The organism is Bacillus sp. BP-3, from assembly GCF_028401955.1.
Classification (GTDB): Bacteria; Bacillota; Bacilli; order Bacillales; family Bacillaceae_G; genus Bacillus_A.
This window is the reverse complement of sequence record NZ_JAQOTJ010000004.1, coordinates 373,190-390,693: the sequence shown is the minus strand read 5'-3', so window position 1 is coordinate 390,693 and position 17,504 is coordinate 373,190. Positions and strand designations below refer to the sequence as shown.

Below are 17,504 nucleotides of genomic sequence, written 5' to 3'. Positions count from 1 at the left end.
AATTAAACGTTCTCCGCTAATTTGAAATCTGCATATTGCTTTTCATATTCAAGATGAGCACCAGTAACAGACTGGACAAACTCAATATTATATGCGAACTTGTGTAATTTTGTGCGAACTTCTCTTTCAGACTCAGCTTCTAGATATAGCACCTTAGTATTTTCACGTACAGGTACTTCTAGCATTTTTTCTTGATAAAATACTTTAAAAATCATTAAAACAATCTCTCCTTGTCTATGTTTTAGGCTATCTTTTACCTATTATAAAGCAAACGGTTATGATTTTCATGTTTTTTCGAATAAGAATGAAGAAAAAAGCCCGAAATGGGCATGAGTTAAGCAATTGTTTTTTTACGAAGCAAATCGTTCCAATATACTTTTAATTTTTTCTTCAATTTCTTTAGCACGGTTGTCCCTTCCTTTCTTCGCTCAAAACATGCAGATGGATCTTATTAGAATTTGAAAGAAGAATTAAGTTTCAAAAAAGAACTACTTGTAAGAAAATATCTCGTTCAACTTATAGTATGAGATAGAATAGAAAAGAAAATGCATATGTTGAACCGTAGTACCATTTTTATTTCAGTATATGCATATTGAGGTAGGAAGGTTAGATAAGAAGCACCTTATACATCGATATGTTATACTTTTTTAGTATTTGAAAAAAATATTTAGGGTATAAAGCGATACGCTTGAATTGATGAAGTAGAGAGGGTTATGTAAATGAATGATAAAATTGTCTTTTTTGATATTGATGGAACACTACTAGATCATAACAAAGAAATACCAAAGTCCACAAAAGAATCTGTCCGTCGTTTGCAAGAAAAAGGTATACATGTAGCAATTGCAACAGGACGTGCCCCATTTATGTTTGAAGATATTCGTAAAGAGCTAAACATTCATAATTATATAAGTTTCAATGGACAGTATGTGGTGTTTGAAGATGAGGTTATATATAAAAATCCTCTACACGCTGATGCATTACATGCTTTCACGAAATTTTCAGAGCAAGAAGGCTATCCGCTTGTGTACTTGAATCATAAAGAAATGAAGGCAACAGTAACATCGCATCATTATGTAACAGAAAGCTTTGCTAGCCTTCATATGGATCACCCTGCGTTTGAACCTAGCTTTTATGAGGAACGTGATGTTTATCAAACCCTTTTATTTTGCAGGGCAGGAGAAGAAGAAAAGTTTATTAACGACTATGCGAAGTTTCATTTTATTCGCTGGCATGCTTACTCTATGGACATTATTCCAATGGGAGGATCGAAAGCAAAAGGGATTGAAAAATTTATTGAAAAGCTTGGATTCACAAGGGAACAAGTGTATGCATTTGGAGATGGATTAAACGATTTAGAAATGATTGAAACTGTAGGTACAGGAATTGCTATGGGAAATGGACATGAAGATTTGAAAAAGCTTGCAAATTATGTAACTAAAGATGTTGCAGAAGATGGTATACTCCATGGACTGCAGTGGGCAGGGTTGTTATAAAGTGAAACTTTAATCAGTGGGAGTATTACTGCCAGTAAATAGCGGGATAAAGTATAAATATGAGATCCATTTTAATAAAAAGAGTCAGTTTTCACCAACTTCAGTGAAAACTGACTCTTTTTATCTTTCTAAAGGTGCTGCATTTTCTGGAGCCATAAATGGATTATCTTTATTTATATGGTCATAAAACATAACGCCATTTAAGTGATCAATTTCATGCTGGAATACAATTGCCGGTAATCCTTTTAAACGTAGCTTGACTTCTTGGCCATTCACTGTTGTTGCTTTTACAGTAATACGAGTGTAACGAGGTACATAGCCAGGGACTTCACGGTCCACTGACAGGCATCCTTCGCCCCCTGATAAGTATGTACGTTCAACAGAGTGGCTAATGATTTTTGGATTAAATAAAGCGTAGCTATATAATGTACCATCTCGATCTGTGACGTGAACAGCAATCATTCTTTTAGAAACACCGATTTGCGGCGCGGCTAAACCAATTCCAGGGCGTAAATTATATTTTTCAACCATTTCAGGGTTTTGACTGTTAATCACAAATTCGATCATCTTTCGTAATATATGAACATCTTCTTCGTTTGCAGGTAGAGCTATTTCTTCAGCCACTGCGCGTAAAATGGGATTTCCTTCACGAATTACATCATCCATTGTAAGCATATATAATCTCTCCTTTCATCATTAGTCTACCAAAGGTTATGAAAAAAGTCATGACAAAGAACAAGACGAACAAACGCCTTGTTCTTTTATAATTGTTTCATTTTACACTAACAGATGCAAGCAGCACCAACGATAATTAAAAGTATAAACAATACAACGATTAAAGCAAATCCGTGTCCAAAGCCTCCGCAACCACCACAACCACCGTAGCCATACGTAGGATATGCGCCAGTGCCAGTTGAGGGGTAACAAAAAGTGTATCCGTACATGGTGTGACCTCCTTTACCATTTCCGCGAATGCTGCGGTTAGTATAATGTATGGAACAAAGGAGAAAAATGTATAGTTATTCGCCTAAAAAGAAGGGAGATGCTGCATATTTTTATTAGGATGCGACAAAAGATAAGAGGGACATGAAACGTTTACATATTATTCTATGAGCAAAATATGTATGAAAAGGGAATAATATAACAGGAGGTTTTTGCTTACTAATACAGATAGTATTTTGAAAACTTGTATTTGTTAAGAAAATCTCTATAACCTTCGAAAAAAAACGGAATCAAAGTGATTGACATGATGATTAGAATAGTTGTAAACTTAAAAACGTGATCAAGATTGTATTAATTTGTTTAAATGAAAACATTAGTACAGATTGTTAGGTGCACAAATTATTCAATAACTGACGAATGATGCGTCAGTTTACAAACTTATGCTTTTATCATAGTGAAAGCGTTTAAGAATATGGTTCAAGAGAGGAAGAGGTGAACGGAATGGGTACTAAAACAAAAAAGGCCCTATTTAATGTTGATGAGCAAATGAAAGCTATCGCAGCTCAATTTGAAACATTACAAATTTTAAATGAAAAAGGCGAAGTTGTGAATAAAGCAGCTATGCCAGAATTAACTGATGAGCAATTAAAAGAATTAATGCGTCGTATGGTATATACACGTGTATTAGATCAACGTTCTATTTCTTTAAACCGTCAAGGTCGCTTAGGTTTCTATGCGCCAACAGCTGGACAAGAAGCTTCTCAATTAGCAAGTCATTTTGCTCTTGAAAAAGAAGACTTCATCTTACCAGGATACCGTGATGTTCCACAATTAGTTTGGCACGGCTTACCATTATATCAAGCATTCCTATTTTCTCGTGGACATTTCATGGGTAACCAAATGCCTGCTGATGTAAATGCACTTCCTCCACAAATCATTATCGGTGCACAAATCATCCAAACGGCTGGTGTTGCATTAGGTATGAAACTTCGTGGTAAAAAATCTGTTGCAATTACTTACACTGGTGACGGCGGTGCGTCTCAAGGTGACTTCTACGAAGGTATGAACTTTGCAGGTGCATTTAAAGCTCCAGCAATCTTCGTTGTTCAAAACAACCGTTATGCAATTTCTACTCCAGTAGAAAAACAATCTGCAGCAAAAACTGTAGCACAAAAAGCAGTTGCAGCTGGTATTTACGGTATTCAAGTAGATGGTATGGATCCATTAGCTGTATATGCAGCAACTGCTTTTGCTCGTGAGCGTGCAGTAAACGGTGAAGGTCCTACATTAATTGAAACTTTAACATTCCGTTACGGTCCACATACAATGGCTGGTGATGATCCAACTCGTTACCGTACAAAAGATATCGAAAATGAATGGGAACAAAAAGATCCAATCGTACGTTTCCGTGCATTCTTGGAAAATAAAGGCATCTGGTCTCAAGAAGAAGAAGAAAAAGTAATCGAACAAGCTAAAGAAGATATTAAAGAAGCGATTGCGAAAGCTGACCAAGCTCCAAAACAAAAAGTAACTGATTTAATGGAAATCATGTACGAAACAATGCCTTATAACTTAGCTGAACAATATGAAATTTATAAAGAAAAGGAGTCGAAGTAAGCCATGGCTCAATTGACAATGATTCAAGCAATCACTGATGCTTTACGCGTTGAAATGAAAAACGATCCAAACGTACTTGTATTTGGTGAAGACGTTGGTGTAAACGGCGGTGTATTCCGTGCTACTGAAGGATTACAAGCTGAATTTGGTGAAGACCGTGTAATGGATACTCCACTTGCAGAGTCTGGTATCGGCGGACTTGCAATCGGTTTAGCATTAGAAGGCTTCCGTCCAGTTCCTGAAATTCAATTCTTCGGTTTCGTATTCGAAGTAATTGATTCTATCTCTGGTCAAATGGCTCGTATGCGCTACCGTTCTGGCGGACGTTGGAATGCTCCAGTTACAATTCGTTCTCCATTCGGCGGTGGTGTTCATACACCGGAATTACATGCTGACAGCTTAGAAGGATTAATGACACAACAACCAGGTTTAAAAGTTGTAATTCCATCTACTCCATATGATGCGAAAGGTCTTTTAATTTCTGCAATTCGTGACAACGATCCAGTTGTTTACTTAGAGCATATGAAATTATACCGTTCTTTCCGTCAAGAAGTACCAGAAGGCGAATACACAATTGAAATTGGTAAAGCTGATGTGAAACGTGAAGGTACAGATGTATCTGTTATCACATATGGTGCAATGGTACATGCTGCATTAAAAGCTGCTGAAGAACTAGAAAAAGAAGGTATCTCTTTAGAGGTTGTGGACTTACGTACAGTTCAACCATTAGATATCGAAACAATTATCGCTTCTGTTGAAAAAACAGGCCGTGTTGTTGTAGTTCAAGAAGCTCAAAAACAAGCTGGTATTGCAGCTAATGTTGTAGCGGAAATCAATGACCGTGCAATCTTAAACTTAGAAGCTCCAGTTGTACGTGTTGCAGCTGCTGATACAATCTTCCCATTCTCTCAAGCTGAGAGCGTATGGTTACCAAACCATAAAGATATTGTTGAAGCTGTTAACAAAGTAATGAACTTCTAATTTGAATTTTATGTGCAAAAGAAATCAGCATGTGCTGACTTCTTTTGCAATTTCTAATAATAATGATATGAATCAGGGGGCTGAAATCCGTGGCATTTGAATTTAAACTACCAGATATTGGTGAAGGTATCCACGAAGGTGAAATCGTAAAATGGTTTATTAAACCAGGCGATGAAGTAAACGAAGACGATGTACTTCTTGAAGTACAAAATGATAAAGCGGTTGTAGAAATTCCTTCTCCAGTAAAAGGAAAAGTACTTGACATTCTTGTAGAAGAAGGTACAGTAGCAATAGTAGGAGATGTTCTTGTTAAATTTGATGCTCCTGGCTATGAAAACCTTAAATTTAAAGGTGACGATCATGACGAAGCTCCAAAAGCTGAAGAAGTAAAAGAGGAAGCTCCAGCAGCAGAGGCTACTCCAGCAGCCACTGAAGAAGTAGTGAATGAGCGCGTAATTGCTATGCCTTCTGTTCGTAAATATGCACGTGAAAAAGGCGTAGACATTCGTCTAGTAGCTGGCACTGGTAAAAACGGTCGTGTTGTAAAAGCTGACATCGAAGCATTTGCAAATGGTGGACAAGCAGCAGTAGCAGCAACTGAAGCTCCAGTAGTGGCAGAAACTCCAGCAGCTGCGAAAGAAGAAGCTCCAAAAGCACAACCAATTCCAGCTGGTGAATACCCAGAAACTCGTGAGAAAATGAGCGGTATTCGTAAAGCGATTGCAAAAGCAATGGTTAACTCTAAACATACAGCTCCTCACGTAACGTTAATGGACGAAGTAGATGTAACAGAACTTGTTGCTCACCGCAAGAAGTTCAAAGCTGTTGCAGCTGAAAAAGGTATTAAATTAACTTACCTTCCATACGTTGTAAAAGCGTTAACATCTGCATTACGCGAATACCCAATGCTGAACACTTCTTTAGATGATGCAAATCAAGAGATTGTTCACAAGCATTACTTCAACATCGGTATCGCAGCTGATACAGACAAAGGTCTATTAGTACCAGTTGTTAAAGATACAGATCGCAAATCTATCTTCACAATCTCTAACGAGATCAATGAACTTGCTGGTAAAGCACGTGAAGGTCGCTTAGCTCCAGCAGAGATGAAAGGTGCTTCTTGCACAATTACAAATATTGGTTCTGCAGGTGGACAATGGTTCACTCCAGTTATTAACCATCCAGAAGTAGCAATTCTAGGTATCGGTCGTATCGCTGAGAAACCAGTTGTGAAAAACGGTGAAATCGTTGCAGCTCCAGTATTAGCATTATCTTTAAGCTTTGATCATCGCTTAATCGACGGTGCAACAGCTCAGAAAGCATTAAACCAAATTAAACGTCTATTAAACGACCCACAATTATTAGTAATGGAGGCGTAATAAACAATGGTAGTAGGAGATTTCCCAATTGAATTAGATACAGTCGTTGTTGGTGCAGGTCCTGGTGGATATGTTGCAGCAATTCGTGCAGCACAATTAGGACAAAAAGTAGCTATTATTGAAAAAGCTAACCTTGGTGGTGTTTGCTTAAACGTTGGATGTATTCCTTCTAAAGCATTAATTAATGCAGGTCATCGTTATGAGAATGCAAAACATTCTGATGACATGGGTATTACTGCAGAAAATGTAAAAGTTGACTTCACAAAAGTTCAAGAATGGAAAAACGGCGTAGTTAAGAAATTAACTGGCGGTGTAGAAGGCCTTCTAAAAGGTAACAAAGTTGAAATCATTCGTGGTGAAGCTTACTTCGTAGATGCAAACACATTACGCGTAATGACTGAAGAAGCAGCTCAAACATATACGTTTAAAAATGCTGTTCTTGCAACTGGTTCTACACCAATTGAAATTCCTGGATTCAAATACTCTAAACGTGTTCTTAACTCAACTGGTGCTTTAAGCTTACCTGAAATTCCGAAAAAGCTTGTTGTAATCGGCGGTGGTTACATCGGTATGGAATTAGGTACTGCATATGCAAACTTCGGTACTGAAGTTACTGTATTAGAAGCTGGCGATGAAATTTTAGCTGGTTTTGAAAAAGCAATGAGCCAAGTTGTAAAACGCGCTCTTCAGAAAAAAGGCAACGTAACAATCCATACAAAAGCTATGGCTAAAGGCGTTGAAGAAACTGAAAACGGCGTAAAAGTTAGCTTCGAAGTAAAAGGCGAAGTACAAACTGTTGAAGCTGATTATGTATTAGTAACTGTAGGTCGTCGTCCAAATACGCAAGAAATCGGTCTTGAGCAAGTTGGAATTAAAATGACTGACCGTGGTGTAATCGAAATCGATGAGCAATGCCGTACAAATGTACCAAACATCTATGCAATTGGTGATATTGTTCCTGGACCACCATTAGCTCATAAAGCTTCTTACGAAGGTAAAGTAGCTGTTGAAGCAATTAGCGGTCATGCATCAGCAATCGATTACATCGGAATTCCAGCAGTATGCTTCACTGATCCAGAATTAGCATCTGTTGGTTATACGAAAAAACAAGCAGAAGAAGCTGGAATGGCAGTAGCGGTTTCTAAATTCCCATTCGCTGCTAACGGACGTGCATTATCGTTAAACAGCACAGATGGTTTCGTACAGCTTGTAACTCGTAAAGAAGATGGCCTTATTGTAGGTGCACAAGTTGCAGGTGCAGGCGCTTCTGATATTATTTCTGAGCTTGGTTTAGCTATCGAAGCTGGAATGACAGCTGAAGATATCGCTCAAACAATTCATGCTCATCCAACATTAGGTGAAATCACAATGGAAGCAGCTGAAGTTGCTCTTGGAATGCCAATTCACATTGTAAAATAATGATATACAAAAACAACCGTCTCCTATGGATTAGGAGGCGGTTGTTTTTATTTTGGAAAGGAATATGATAATGGAAATAGTAAACCAATTTGCTTCTTCTGTCAGTTTCCTCATATATATGTAATGATTTCTTTTAGCGCCCATATATTGTAATACAATAGGACGTGTGAAAGGAGGCAACAGCATGAAAATCACTTTCGTGGCTTTGTTTCATTTTATTATATGGAGCGGATTTTCCATTGTGTTATTGTTATCAAGTCGCGATAAATTTCATTACAAAGTACTGCTCTTTTTTGTGTTTTTTTATTTGGCTTATGTTATTGCTCATATGATGTTGCACTCCAGAAAAGAGGCAATTTTTTTCACTGTTACTAATAGTTTTCTCTTTTTTATGAGTAAGCTGCTCTTTTTTTAGTTAACGTTTATAAAAGTACATTGTTCTTCCATTGAAAAGCCGTAATTCTCCGTCTAATTTCTTTGCTAAAAATCTGCAAAATTCATTAGCTTTTCCTTTATCTCCAAATGTTGCAGTGGACGGTAATGTAATTTGTACAAAATACTGTTCGTTTTCAACTCCTATTCCTAGATAAATAGAATGATAGCGTTCATGATTAGATTTCAAACAGAGTGTTGTATCGGAAGTATCAACGATTTCGTACGGAAAGGCAGTACTTGCATATGCAAAGCCGAGTTGTTGACCTGTTTGAGCTGTAATTGTTTTATAGTTATAAAATAGTTGTTTAACATCGTCTAGAGAAATAGATTGCTGTTTTGAATTTGGGACGAGTTTAATAAATGCATCTTGCATAATAAACCTCCTAAGGACATAATATATTACTATTTTAACATTGTTGTAAATTTTTTGACAATTAAAAGGAATCTTGTTTTTTTTGTTTAATATATACATTGTGGATAAATCAAGAAGAAAGGAGAGGGACGATGTTTGAAAAATTATATGATGAACATGAAAATACAAAAGTCCGCTTTCTTGGTTTTATGACAAATGAGACACGATATGATTTTGGTGTGGTGTACACAACTATGTTTTTTGGTAAACCGCTTGTTGTTTGTATGCAGACTGGTCGAGCAACTCTCCTTGGACAGGATGATATTGAAAATGTGCACTATTTACAAGATGTCTTTAAACTTAAAACGAGTGAAGAAGCAACGGATCTTGCACAGTTTTTTAAGTTTTTATTGCCACCTACTTCTGTGCATGCTGAATATGAGGAATAATTGTGTAAAAGCAGTCGTAATAATAAATATACGACTGCTTATTATTTATAAATGTTTCATACTAATAAATTTAAAAAATAATTAATGTGTCACAATTAAAACTATTGACTAAAAAAGTATAACATATTAAAATGAAGACAGAAAGTTAAGCGGTTACAAAAGATTCTTGGGAATTACAATATTAGGGGGAATTAAAAAATGGGAACTATCGTATGTCAAATTTGTGAGAACACAATTGCGCATTTTGAGGATGAAAAAGTAACGGTATTATACGGAAAATGCGGTTCTAAATGTGAGTGTGAGCATAAAGAACATACTAAAGCCCAATAAATAAAAAAACGCCTGCATCAGCAGGCGTTTTTTAGTGGATTGAAGTCGTGTGGCCAATTGTTGCAATAATTGCATCATCTCGAATGGGAATGAGGTCAATTTCTGTTTGGATTTTCTTTGTAGAGGCAAATTGACTCATCATCCGACTATCTATTCGTGTTAGAAAATCTGTTAAATATGCTGTTAAAAAAGCGAAGGGAATACGTCGTTGATTGAGTACATCAATAATTTGACTTTCTGTTTTTACACCGACCCCATGCCCATAAAAAAAGAAATTTCCTAAATAAATTGCATTCTCTCCTTGCCATTCAATTGTTGCAGGGTTCACTTGTGGATTTTTAAAATAGACAAGGTCACCAGGAACAATTTCTCCTCCTGTTTTTGTAATGAGTTTCAAATCTTTATCATAGTCCCATGTATATAAGTAAAGATTTGCAAATAAACGATTAAAGGTTTCTTCATCATAAAATGCTAGTAGTGATTTATAGAAGAGAATAATCATTGCGGTTGCACATTCTGTTCCGTATTTTTTTCCGTTTAGAAAAATATCGCGAATAGCAAAAGAGGGTAACACATTAGGGCGAAGTTGAAAACCGCCTAAATGGGTTCTTTCCCAAAACTCAGGATTACAGTAAGATTGCTTAAATGTACGAAATTGTAGTCCGCTATTAAATAACTCTAAAGCAGAAGTAATAATATGAACACGGATATTTATATCAAAAGTTAACTCATGTAGTGATTGGAAATTGTATACTTCTTGGTTTCCAGTCATGATTTCTAAAATTTGTTGTTTTTCCGAAAAGAAAGGTTCGTTTTCATTTTTTATATATGGATGTACAATGGAACGGCCAATTACAATCATAAAATCCCACCTATATGTTTACATTCTTTTGATTTTGAATTAAAGGGCGGTGAGGCTCTCAGCTTAAAATTTAGAGGGAGTTAAGAAAAGTACTCTGAGATATCTAATTGATCATCACCAACTACTGTGACACGTATACGAACGTTTAGTGATTGCAAGGAGAGAACTATCCGTAAGAGCTGGGTTGGGCAGGCTTCTCACCTGATGGAAGTTTCACATTATATTGTATGAATAGGCGAATAAAGGGTGCATAGGAAAAAGGATATGAAGGCTGGAGAGGAATATTTGTGAATGAAAAGACCCACTCCAAAATATGAAGTGGGAAGGGAGTTATTCGCTAATCGCTTTATATTCTTTAATGACGCGTAAAGTTTGTAATGTCATATCTTCAGGACCTTGTACTGGTAGTCCTGCTTCTAAATTCTTTTGAATATAGTCTAAATTTTCTTTTGTAATAATTTCACCAGGAGCGAAAATTGGAATACCTGGTGGATAGACCATAACGAAATCGGCAATAATGCGGCCGGCAGCTTCTGCAAAAGGAACAACTTCTGTTTCAGAATAAAAGGCATCGCGTGGAGATAGCGCAAGCACAGGGATTTCTGGGATATCCACTTGCACTTGTACACCTTTTTCTGCTCTATGTTTAAAGGTAGCTGATAAATCACGCAGAGCGTGCACGAGTAGATTTGTTTCATCTTCTGTATCTCCAAGTGTAACAAGACACAAAATGTTATATAAATCGGAAAGCTCAACCTCTATATTATAATGCTCTCTTAACCATAATTCTACATCGTGTCCTGTAATTCCTAATCTTTTTACAGAAATAATGAGCTTCGTTGGATCATAATCAAAAGTTGCATCTGTTCCTAGTAGTTCTTTACCAGGACAATAAAGATGTTCGATCTCATTTACTCGTTTTCGAACATCTTCTGCTAATTGAATGGTTTTTGCAATAAGTTCTCGTCCTTCTGTTGCAAGACGCTTCCTTGCAACGTCAAGTGAAGCTAATAAAATATAAGATGTTGAAGTTGTTGTCAGCATACTAATAATTGATTGAACATGCTTTACGTTTACAAGCCCTTCTTTTACATTCAAAATAGAGCTTTGTGTTAATGAACCACCTAGTTTGTGAACACTTGTTGCAGCCATATCGGCACCAGCCTGCATTGCTGACATTGGCATTTCGTCGTGAAAGTGAATATGAACACCGTGGGCTTCATCAACTAGTACCGGTATATTGTATGAATGAACTAACTTTACAATTTGCTCTAAATCAGCTGCAAATCCAAAATATGTTGGATTAATGACAAGGAGTCCTTTAGCATCAGGATGCTCTTCAAGCGCTTTTTTTACAGAAGGAATTGTAATTCCGTGTGAAATTCCTAATGTTGGATCAATTTCTGGATGAATAAAAATCGGTTTTGCGCCTGAGAAAATAATCGCTGACATAACAGATTTATGAACATTACGTGGTACAAGAATTTTATCTCCAGGACCACAAACGCTCATCACCATTGTCATAATTGCTCCACTGGTTCCTTGGACAGAAAAAAATGTATGATCCGCGTCGAAAGCTTTTGCTGCTAAATCTTGCGCTTGCTTAATCATACCTTTTGGATGATGTAAATCATCGAGCGGTGCAATATTAATTAAATCAATTGATAATGCATTATGCCCAATAAATTCGCGGAACTCAGGATCCATCCCTTGTCCTTTTTTATGACCTGGGATATGAAATTGAACTGGATTTCGCTTGCTGTGCTCTTTTAAAGCAGTAAACAATGGTGTTTCGTATTGGGACAATTTATACACCCCTTCTTTTGGTTAATATTTATTAGTTTTGTTTTATGTTTATTCTGTTCGACTAATCAATAGCAGAAGAAAAATGCCCACTACTATTCGAAGTATCCCTTTATGTTCTATAAAACAAAAGCATTATATCACCTATAGGAGAAGATGTATAGAAAAATAATAATGGTAATTATCGTTTCTTCATGTTGGCAGGATTATTCGTAAAAAATGAATCACTGGATTGATGAAAATTCAAGGATAGAGTATCGACGAACGGAGCTTGAGCAAAATAAGTGACGGAAATAGTGAAAGCTATTTTGATTAACGGATGATATTTTTGCTGGATTCAAGAAAAATATTATTGATAAGATTTCGGATTGGTAAAACTATTAGTGAGTAAGCATACAGGTGGAAGTTTCACTCTATCTCGCGTATGATAATGAAGAAGAATAAATTAGAGTGTGCTGGAATAGATGAGGTGTTATTATGGAATATCAATATCCAATTCATTATGATTGGTCAACAGAAGAAATGATTGAAGTAATTAAATTTTATGAAGCGATTGAACAGGTTTATGAAAAAGGATTGAAAAGAGAAGATTTGATGAGTTTGTATCGTCATTTTAAAGAAATTGTGCCAGGAAAAGCAGAAGAAAAGAAAATCGACAAAGAATTCCAAGAAGTGAGTGGTTATTCCATTTATCGTACAATTCAAAAGGCGAAAAATTTACAAGAAGAAGATGTTGTTAAAATGTAAAAATTTTTTGAAAAATCAAAATCGAAGTGTTATAATGGGATAACAACTAGAAACGGACAATACAAATATTGTCCGTTTTACTTTATCGATTACAAATTTTATATAAAGGAAGGAGTGAGTGCATCGTTGTTTCAATTTTTTGGATGAATTGTGCATCAGTAAGATTTGCAAATTCTTCTGGAGAAATGTGGATTCCTACTAATAATTCTGCTTTTTTAACAGTGCTTAACCGCTCAATCATTTTTTGTAGCTCTTCTAATTGAAGAGTGCTATGTAATTTTACATCAGGCTTAGTATGGTCAATGGACCAAACGAAATCATTTGGTATATTTGTTTTTAAATCATTTAAATGCTTTAAAAAGGCATGAGCCGCTTCCATTTTTTGTGGGCACTCATAAATTAATCCAAAGTATATAAAAGCATGTGTCCCCCATAGTCCAATTTGAAAATGTGGTAGCATTTTATATCCGCGTTTATTTGTTGAAAATGCAACCCAAGTATCGTTTGGTGGATTGACTTTACGACGTGCATGTTTCGCGACATGATAGAAAAAAGGTTCACCAGTTTCATTTGTTAAGAAATGAGAAAATTGTTCGCCGAGAGCTTCTAACTTCGGGTGAATGTTCGTTTTAATTGCAGCCATTCTTTCTTCTAGACCATCCACAGAGAACACAGTGAAGTCTTTTTCTTTGAAAGTTTTTGATGTCATGGTTGTTCCTCCAACTCCTAGTTTGTTTTTATTCTAACATAGCTTGTACAATTCATAAAAAAGGACGCTTATAAAAAATTTTAAGATAAAAATGCAAATTAGTTGCATAGATGATTTATCCCACATAATATAGTATAAAACAAAAAATCAGAAAATTGAGTAAATTTAAAGTCGAGGGCAAACGAATATTGGGAGGAGGCAAACGAATATGAGACAGGTAATTAACGCATTAAAAAGAACAGATGCGGAGAAGAGAATTCCGGTGTTACGTTTAGAATTAGATTATGAATTAGCAACGTTATATGATGCAATGATGGAAAATGATGACATGAAAAAAGAAGAGTGTATGAAAAAATTAGAAGTGTTAAGACTTGAAATGATCCGGTTAGAGGCGTAATAATAGTGTATGTATAAAAAAATAGTTGGTGCGAACCTTATAAAGGGTTCGTTTTTTCTGTGAACTGTACAGATCGGAGTGTTTAAATATGCAAGAGGTATGGGAAGAAATTGATGCATACGCAAAACAATGGATAAAAGAAGCGGGGCAGCACCTTGTTTCATCAATGAAGCAGTCTCTTATTATCGAAACGAAGTCAAATGCCTCTGATTTAGTCACAAATATGGATCGAGAAGTTGAACAATTTTTTATTGAGAAAATTAAAGAGACATTTCCTAAACACTATATTCTCGGAGAAGAAGGATATGGCGATGAGTTGGCTTCAACGGATGGGATTTTGTGGTTAATTGATCCAATTGATGGAACGATGAATTTTGTTCATCAAAAGCGAAATTTTGCAATTTCAATTGGCATATATGAGAATGGTATTGGGAAAATTGGTCTCGTATATGACCCAGTTCATGATGAGTTATATCATGCGAAAATGGGTGCTGGGGCATTTTGTAATGAAATAAAAATCCCATCATTACAGCCGAGTGAAGTATCTTCAGGAGTTATTGCTGTAAATGCTATGTGGCTTACTGATAACCCTCGTCTTGATATGAGAGAAATGGCACAACTTGTAAAAAAAGCAAGAGGAACACGTTCGTATGGCTGTGCAGCACTTGAAATGGTATATGTAGCGACAGGACGATTAGATGCGTATGTGACGCCTCGTTTGTCTCCATGGGATTTTGGCGGTGGGAAGATTATTGTAGAAGAGGTTGGAGGGAAAGTAACCACTTTTACTGGAGAGCCGCTTCGAATTCTTGAGAAGAGCAGCGTTCTCGTTGCAAGACCAGGTGTGTATGAAGAGATGTTAGAATATGTACAATAGGTGTATAAAATCCATAGAAAAAACAAAAAAGTAAGAGGCATAGAAAATCGCTTCTTACTTTTTGCTGTTATTGTAGCTTACGCATTTTTCTTTTTGTTATAAATCCGTATCCGATTGTAAAAACCGTACCGACAATACAAATAATAACACCGACTGGGCTATTCTCAGCAATCATAATTCCAATGCCAATCATAAAAATAACGCCAATGATCGCTGTTAATAAAAAACGATATTGAATTTGTTCCATTTATTTCACCCTCCAATTTCATTGTACTTTCACAAAAGTTAGAATACAACTATATTTTCATTCTTGATTTTATTTTGATTGCTATTGCATCCCCATCGCTCTTATAATAGAGAAGGATTAAAAAGACACTAGGAGTTGGACATGTTGAAAAAACGAGAAGATTTACGAAATATAGCAATTATCGCCCACGTTGACCATGGTAAAACAACACTTGTTGACCAGTTATTACGTCAAGCGGGGACGTTCCGTGCAAATGAGCACGTGGAAGAACGTGCAATGGATTCAAATGATTTAGAAAGAGAACGCGGTATTACTATTTTAGCGAAAAATACAGCGATTCATTATGAAGATAAAAGAATTAACATTTTAGATACACCTGGACATGCTGACTTCGGTGGTGAAGTAGAACGTATCATGAAAATGGTTGATGGTGTTTTACTTGTTGTTGATGCATATGAAGGTTGTATGCCACAAACACGATTTGTGTTAAAGAAAGCACTTGAGCAAAATTTAACTCCAATCGTTGTTGTAAACAAAATTGACCGTGACTTTGCTCGTCCAGACGAAGTAGTTGATGAAGTAATCGACTTATTTATTGAACTTGGTGCAAACGAAAATCAATTAGAGTTCCCTGTTGTATTTGCTTCAGCAATGAACGGAACAGCGAGCTTAGATTCAAATCCAGCAAACCAAGAAGAGAATATGAAATCATTATTTGATACAATTATTGATCATATTCCAGCACCAATCGATAACAGTGAAGAGCCACTTCAATTCCAAGTAGCACTTCTTGATTATAATGATTATGTAGGTCGTATCGGAGTTGGTCGTATATTCCGCGGTACAATGAAAGTAGGACAACAAGTTGCATTAATGAAGGTTGATGGAAGTGTAAAACAATTCCGTGTAACAAAATTATTTGGTTACATGGGATTAAAACGTCAAGAAATTGAAGAAGCAAAAGCTGGAGACCTAGTAGCTGTTTCAGGTATGGAAGATATTAACGTTGGTGAAACGGTATGTCCAGTTGAACATCAAGAGGCATTGCCGTTATTACGTATTGATGAGCCGACACTACAAATGACATTCCTTGTAAATAACAGCCCATTTGCAGGGCGTGAAGGTAAGTATATTACATCTCGTAAAATTGAAGAACGTCTTCGTTCACAGTTAGAAACAGATGTGAGCTTACGTGTAGATAATACAGAATCTCCTGATGCATGGATTGTATCTGGACGCGGAGAATTACATTTATCAATCTTAATCGAAAACATGCGCCGTGAAGGATACGAATTACAAGTGTCAAAACCAGAAGTAATTATTAAAGAAGTTGATGGCGTAAGATGTGAGCCTGTAGAGCGCGTACAAATCGATGTGCCTGAAGAATACACTGGTTCTATTATGGAATCAATGGGTGCACGTAAAGGTGAAATGTTAGACATGGTAAATAACGGGAACGGCCAAGTTCGCCTTATTTTCATGGTTCCAGCACGTGGGTTAATTGGTTACACGACAGAATTCCTAACATTAACTCGTGGTTATGGTATTTTAAACCATACATTCGATTGCTACCAACCAGTACATGCTGGACAAGTTGGTGGACGTCGCCAAGGTGTTCTTGTTTCACTTGAAGCAGGAAAAGCATCACAATATGGTATTATGCAAGTTGAAGATCGCGGTGTAATCTTTGTTGAACCAGGTACAGAAGTATATGCTGGTATGATTGTTGGAGAACACACACGTGAGAATGATTTAACAGTTAACGTTGTAAAAATGAAACAACAAACTAACATTCGTTCTGCGACGAAAGATCAAACTTCAACAATGAAAAAACCACGCTTAATGACTTTAGAAGAGTCATTAGAGTACTTAAACGATGATGAGTTCTGTGAAGTAACTCCAGAATCAATTCGTCTTCGTAAAAAGATTCTTGATAAGAGTGAGCGCGAAAGAGCTGCTAAGAAAAAGAAATCTGTAGAAGCTTAAGTAATGTAGGGCTGCCTTTTAATAAAAGGCAGCTTTTTTATCGTAATTATTTTTTGAAAATTTGTTCTTTTTTGTGGACAGTATTTTTTTTGCAGGGTACTCTTATAGTAAGTAAATTGGAAATGAAATAGAAGGAGTTGTTATTTATTTGCGTGAGTAAGGGGGAGAAATGTAGTGCTTGAAAAAATGTCATTTTTTGCGAAGTTGTACAATGTAGATGTCGATCCAGAGGTGGGAATGTGGCTTCTTTACGGTACAATTATTATATTCAGCATTATTGTTTATAATTTAGGGTTTGCTAGAAAGTTATCTTTGTTAAAGAATGCAATAATTTATACTGTACTAATACTAGGTTGTACTATTTTAACCTTTTTTGCTGTTTTTCTGCCTGTAGGAGAAGGGCTTGTTGTAGCGATTATTATACTTGGTATATATAAATTACGTTTACGACAAGCGAAACATTCAAAAGCGAGCTAAAG

The 17,504-nt window shown here is 36.2% G+C and carries 20 protein-coding genes and 1 pseudogene; 13 read left to right on the top strand and 8 right to left on the bottom strand.

From position 1 onward, the window contains the following. Positions 1-2 precede the first annotated feature (2 nt). The gene (locus PLX19_RS09615) at positions 3-215 is read right to left on the bottom strand and encodes a DNA-dependent RNA polymerase subunit epsilon (protein WP_272188290.1); all 213 of its coding nucleotides are present in this window, start codon (positions 213-215) and stop codon (positions 3-5) included. A 504-nt stretch (positions 216-719) separates the two neighbouring features. Here PLX19_RS09615 and PLX19_RS09610 point away from each other — a divergent pair. Continuing rightward, positions 720-1,493 (top strand): Cof-type HAD-IIB family hydrolase, encoded by a 774-nt coding sequence (locus PLX19_RS09610; RefSeq protein ID WP_272188289.1) that lies wholly within the window; start codon positions 720-722, stop codon positions 1,491-1,493. 120 nt (positions 1,494-1,613) lie between these two features. Here the strand turns inward: PLX19_RS09610 and def are convergent, their stop codons facing one another. Together def and PLX19_RS09600 are read right to left on the bottom strand one after the other, a co-directional pair. Next, entirely contained in the window at positions 1,614-2,168 is a 555-nt protein-coding gene (gene def, locus PLX19_RS09605) for a peptide deformylase (RefSeq protein WP_272188288.1), read from the bottom strand. A 107-nt stretch (positions 2,169-2,275) separates the two neighbouring features. Beyond that, positions 2,276-2,356: pseudogene (locus PLX19_RS09600) on the bottom strand (YjcZ family sporulation protein); the annotation flags it as partial. Between the two features lie 580 nt (positions 2,357-2,936). Between PLX19_RS09600 and pdhA the strand changes: the two are divergent. The 5 genes from pdhA to PLX19_RS09575 all read left to right on the top strand — a co-directional run bounded on the left by pdhA (position 2,937) and on the right by PLX19_RS09575 (position 8,246). Further along, entirely contained in the window at positions 2,937-4,052 is a 1,116-nt protein-coding gene (gene pdhA, locus PLX19_RS09595) for a pyruvate dehydrogenase E1 component subunit alpha (protein WP_272188287.1), read from the top strand. Positions 4,053-4,055: 3 nt separating this feature from the next. After that, entirely contained in the window at positions 4,056-5,033 is a 978-nt protein-coding gene (gene pdhB, locus PLX19_RS09590) for a pyruvate dehydrogenase complex E1 component subunit beta (RefSeq protein WP_272188286.1), read from the top strand. 89 nt (positions 5,034-5,122) lie between these two features. Next, positions 5,123-6,412: a dihydrolipoamide acetyltransferase family protein gene (locus tag PLX19_RS09585; RefSeq protein ID WP_272188285.1), complete on the top strand. Its 1,290-nt coding sequence runs from the start codon at positions 5,123-5,125 to the stop codon at positions 6,410-6,412. Positions 6,413-6,418: 6 nt separating this feature from the next. Then, on the top strand, positions 6,419-7,831 hold the full coding sequence (lpdA, locus tag PLX19_RS09580; protein WP_272188284.1) for a dihydrolipoyl dehydrogenase: 1,413 nt from the start codon (positions 6,419-6,421) through the stop codon (positions 7,829-7,831). Positions 7,832-8,015: 184 nt separating this feature from the next. Continuing rightward, on the top strand, positions 8,016-8,246 hold the full coding sequence (locus tag PLX19_RS09575) for a hypothetical protein (protein ID WP_272188283.1): 231 nt from the start codon (positions 8,016-8,018) through the stop codon (positions 8,244-8,246). Here PLX19_RS09575 and PLX19_RS09570 read toward each other — a convergent pair whose 3' ends face one another. After that, on the bottom strand, positions 8,247-8,639 hold the full coding sequence (locus PLX19_RS09570; RefSeq protein ID WP_272188282.1) for a DUF1885 family protein: 393 nt from the start codon (positions 8,637-8,639) through the stop codon (positions 8,247-8,249). It abuts the gene before it with no gap. Between the two features lie 131 nt (positions 8,640-8,770). Here PLX19_RS09570 and PLX19_RS09565 point away from each other — a divergent pair, with 131 nt between their 5' ends. Beyond that, positions 8,771-9,067 (top strand): DUF3055 domain-containing protein, encoded by a 297-nt coding sequence (locus tag PLX19_RS09565; protein ID WP_272188281.1) that lies wholly within the window; start codon positions 8,771-8,773, stop codon positions 9,065-9,067. Between the two features lie 198 nt (positions 9,068-9,265). Then, positions 9,266-9,397 carry a GapA-binding peptide SR1P gene (locus tag PLX19_RS09560; protein WP_020059303.1) on the top strand — a complete coding sequence of 44 codons (132 nt, stop codon included), beginning with the start codon at positions 9,266-9,268 and terminating at the stop codon, positions 9,395-9,397. 31 nt (positions 9,398-9,428) lie between these two features. Here PLX19_RS09560 and PLX19_RS09555 read toward each other — a convergent pair whose 3' ends face one another. Next, positions 9,429-10,259 (bottom strand): protein-glutamine gamma-glutamyltransferase, encoded by an 831-nt coding sequence (locus PLX19_RS09555; RefSeq protein ID WP_272188280.1) that lies wholly within the window; start codon positions 10,257-10,259, stop codon positions 9,429-9,431. 330 nt (positions 10,260-10,589) lie between these two features. Next, on the bottom strand, positions 10,590-12,074 hold the full coding sequence (locus PLX19_RS09550) for an aminotransferase class I/II-fold pyridoxal phosphate-dependent enzyme (protein ID WP_272188279.1): 1,485 nt from the start codon (positions 12,072-12,074) through the stop codon (positions 10,590-10,592). 465 nt (positions 12,075-12,539) lie between these two features. On the opposite strand from PLX19_RS09550, the gene PLX19_RS09545 reads away from it, so the two are divergent. Then, a complete protein-coding gene (locus tag PLX19_RS09545; RefSeq protein WP_272188278.1) occupies positions 12,540-12,809 on the top strand; it encodes a UPF0223 family protein in 270 nt (89 codons plus the stop codon). An 82-nt stretch (positions 12,810-12,891) separates the two neighbouring features. Here the strand turns inward: PLX19_RS09545 and PLX19_RS09540 are convergent, their stop codons facing one another. Then, positions 12,892-13,518 (bottom strand): YktB family protein, encoded by a 627-nt coding sequence (locus tag PLX19_RS09540; protein ID WP_272188277.1) that lies wholly within the window; start codon positions 13,516-13,518, stop codon positions 12,892-12,894. A 208-nt stretch (positions 13,519-13,726) separates the two neighbouring features. Here PLX19_RS09540 and PLX19_RS09535 point away from each other — a divergent pair, with 208 nt between their 5' ends. Then, positions 13,727-13,915: a hypothetical protein gene (locus PLX19_RS09535; RefSeq protein ID WP_035429204.1), complete on the top strand. Its 189-nt coding sequence runs from the start codon at positions 13,727-13,729 to the stop codon at positions 13,913-13,915. Between the two features lie 88 nt (positions 13,916-14,003). Next, positions 14,004-14,792: an inositol monophosphatase family protein gene (locus PLX19_RS09530; RefSeq protein ID WP_272188276.1), complete on the top strand. Its 789-nt coding sequence runs from the start codon at positions 14,004-14,006 to the stop codon at positions 14,790-14,792. Positions 14,793-14,859: 67 nt separating this feature from the next. Here the strand turns inward: PLX19_RS09530 and PLX19_RS09525 are convergent, their stop codons facing one another. Beyond that, on the bottom strand, positions 14,860-15,039 hold the full coding sequence (locus tag PLX19_RS09525) for a DUF5325 family protein (RefSeq protein ID WP_272188275.1): 180 nt from the start codon (positions 15,037-15,039) through the stop codon (positions 14,860-14,862). 141 nt (positions 15,040-15,180) lie between these two features. On the opposite strand from PLX19_RS09525, the gene typA reads away from it, so the two are divergent. Both typA and PLX19_RS09515 read left to right on the top strand, forming a co-directional pair. Further along, positions 15,181-17,025 carry a translational GTPase TypA gene (gene typA, locus PLX19_RS09520; protein ID WP_272188274.1) on the top strand — a complete coding sequence of 615 codons (1,845 nt, stop codon included), beginning with the start codon at positions 15,181-15,183 and terminating at the stop codon, positions 17,023-17,025. A 174-nt stretch (positions 17,026-17,199) separates the two neighbouring features. Then, positions 17,200-17,502 (top strand): YlaH-like family protein, encoded by a 303-nt coding sequence (locus PLX19_RS09515; RefSeq protein WP_272188273.1) that lies wholly within the window; start codon positions 17,200-17,202, stop codon positions 17,500-17,502. Positions 17,503-17,504 lie beyond the last annotated feature (2 nt).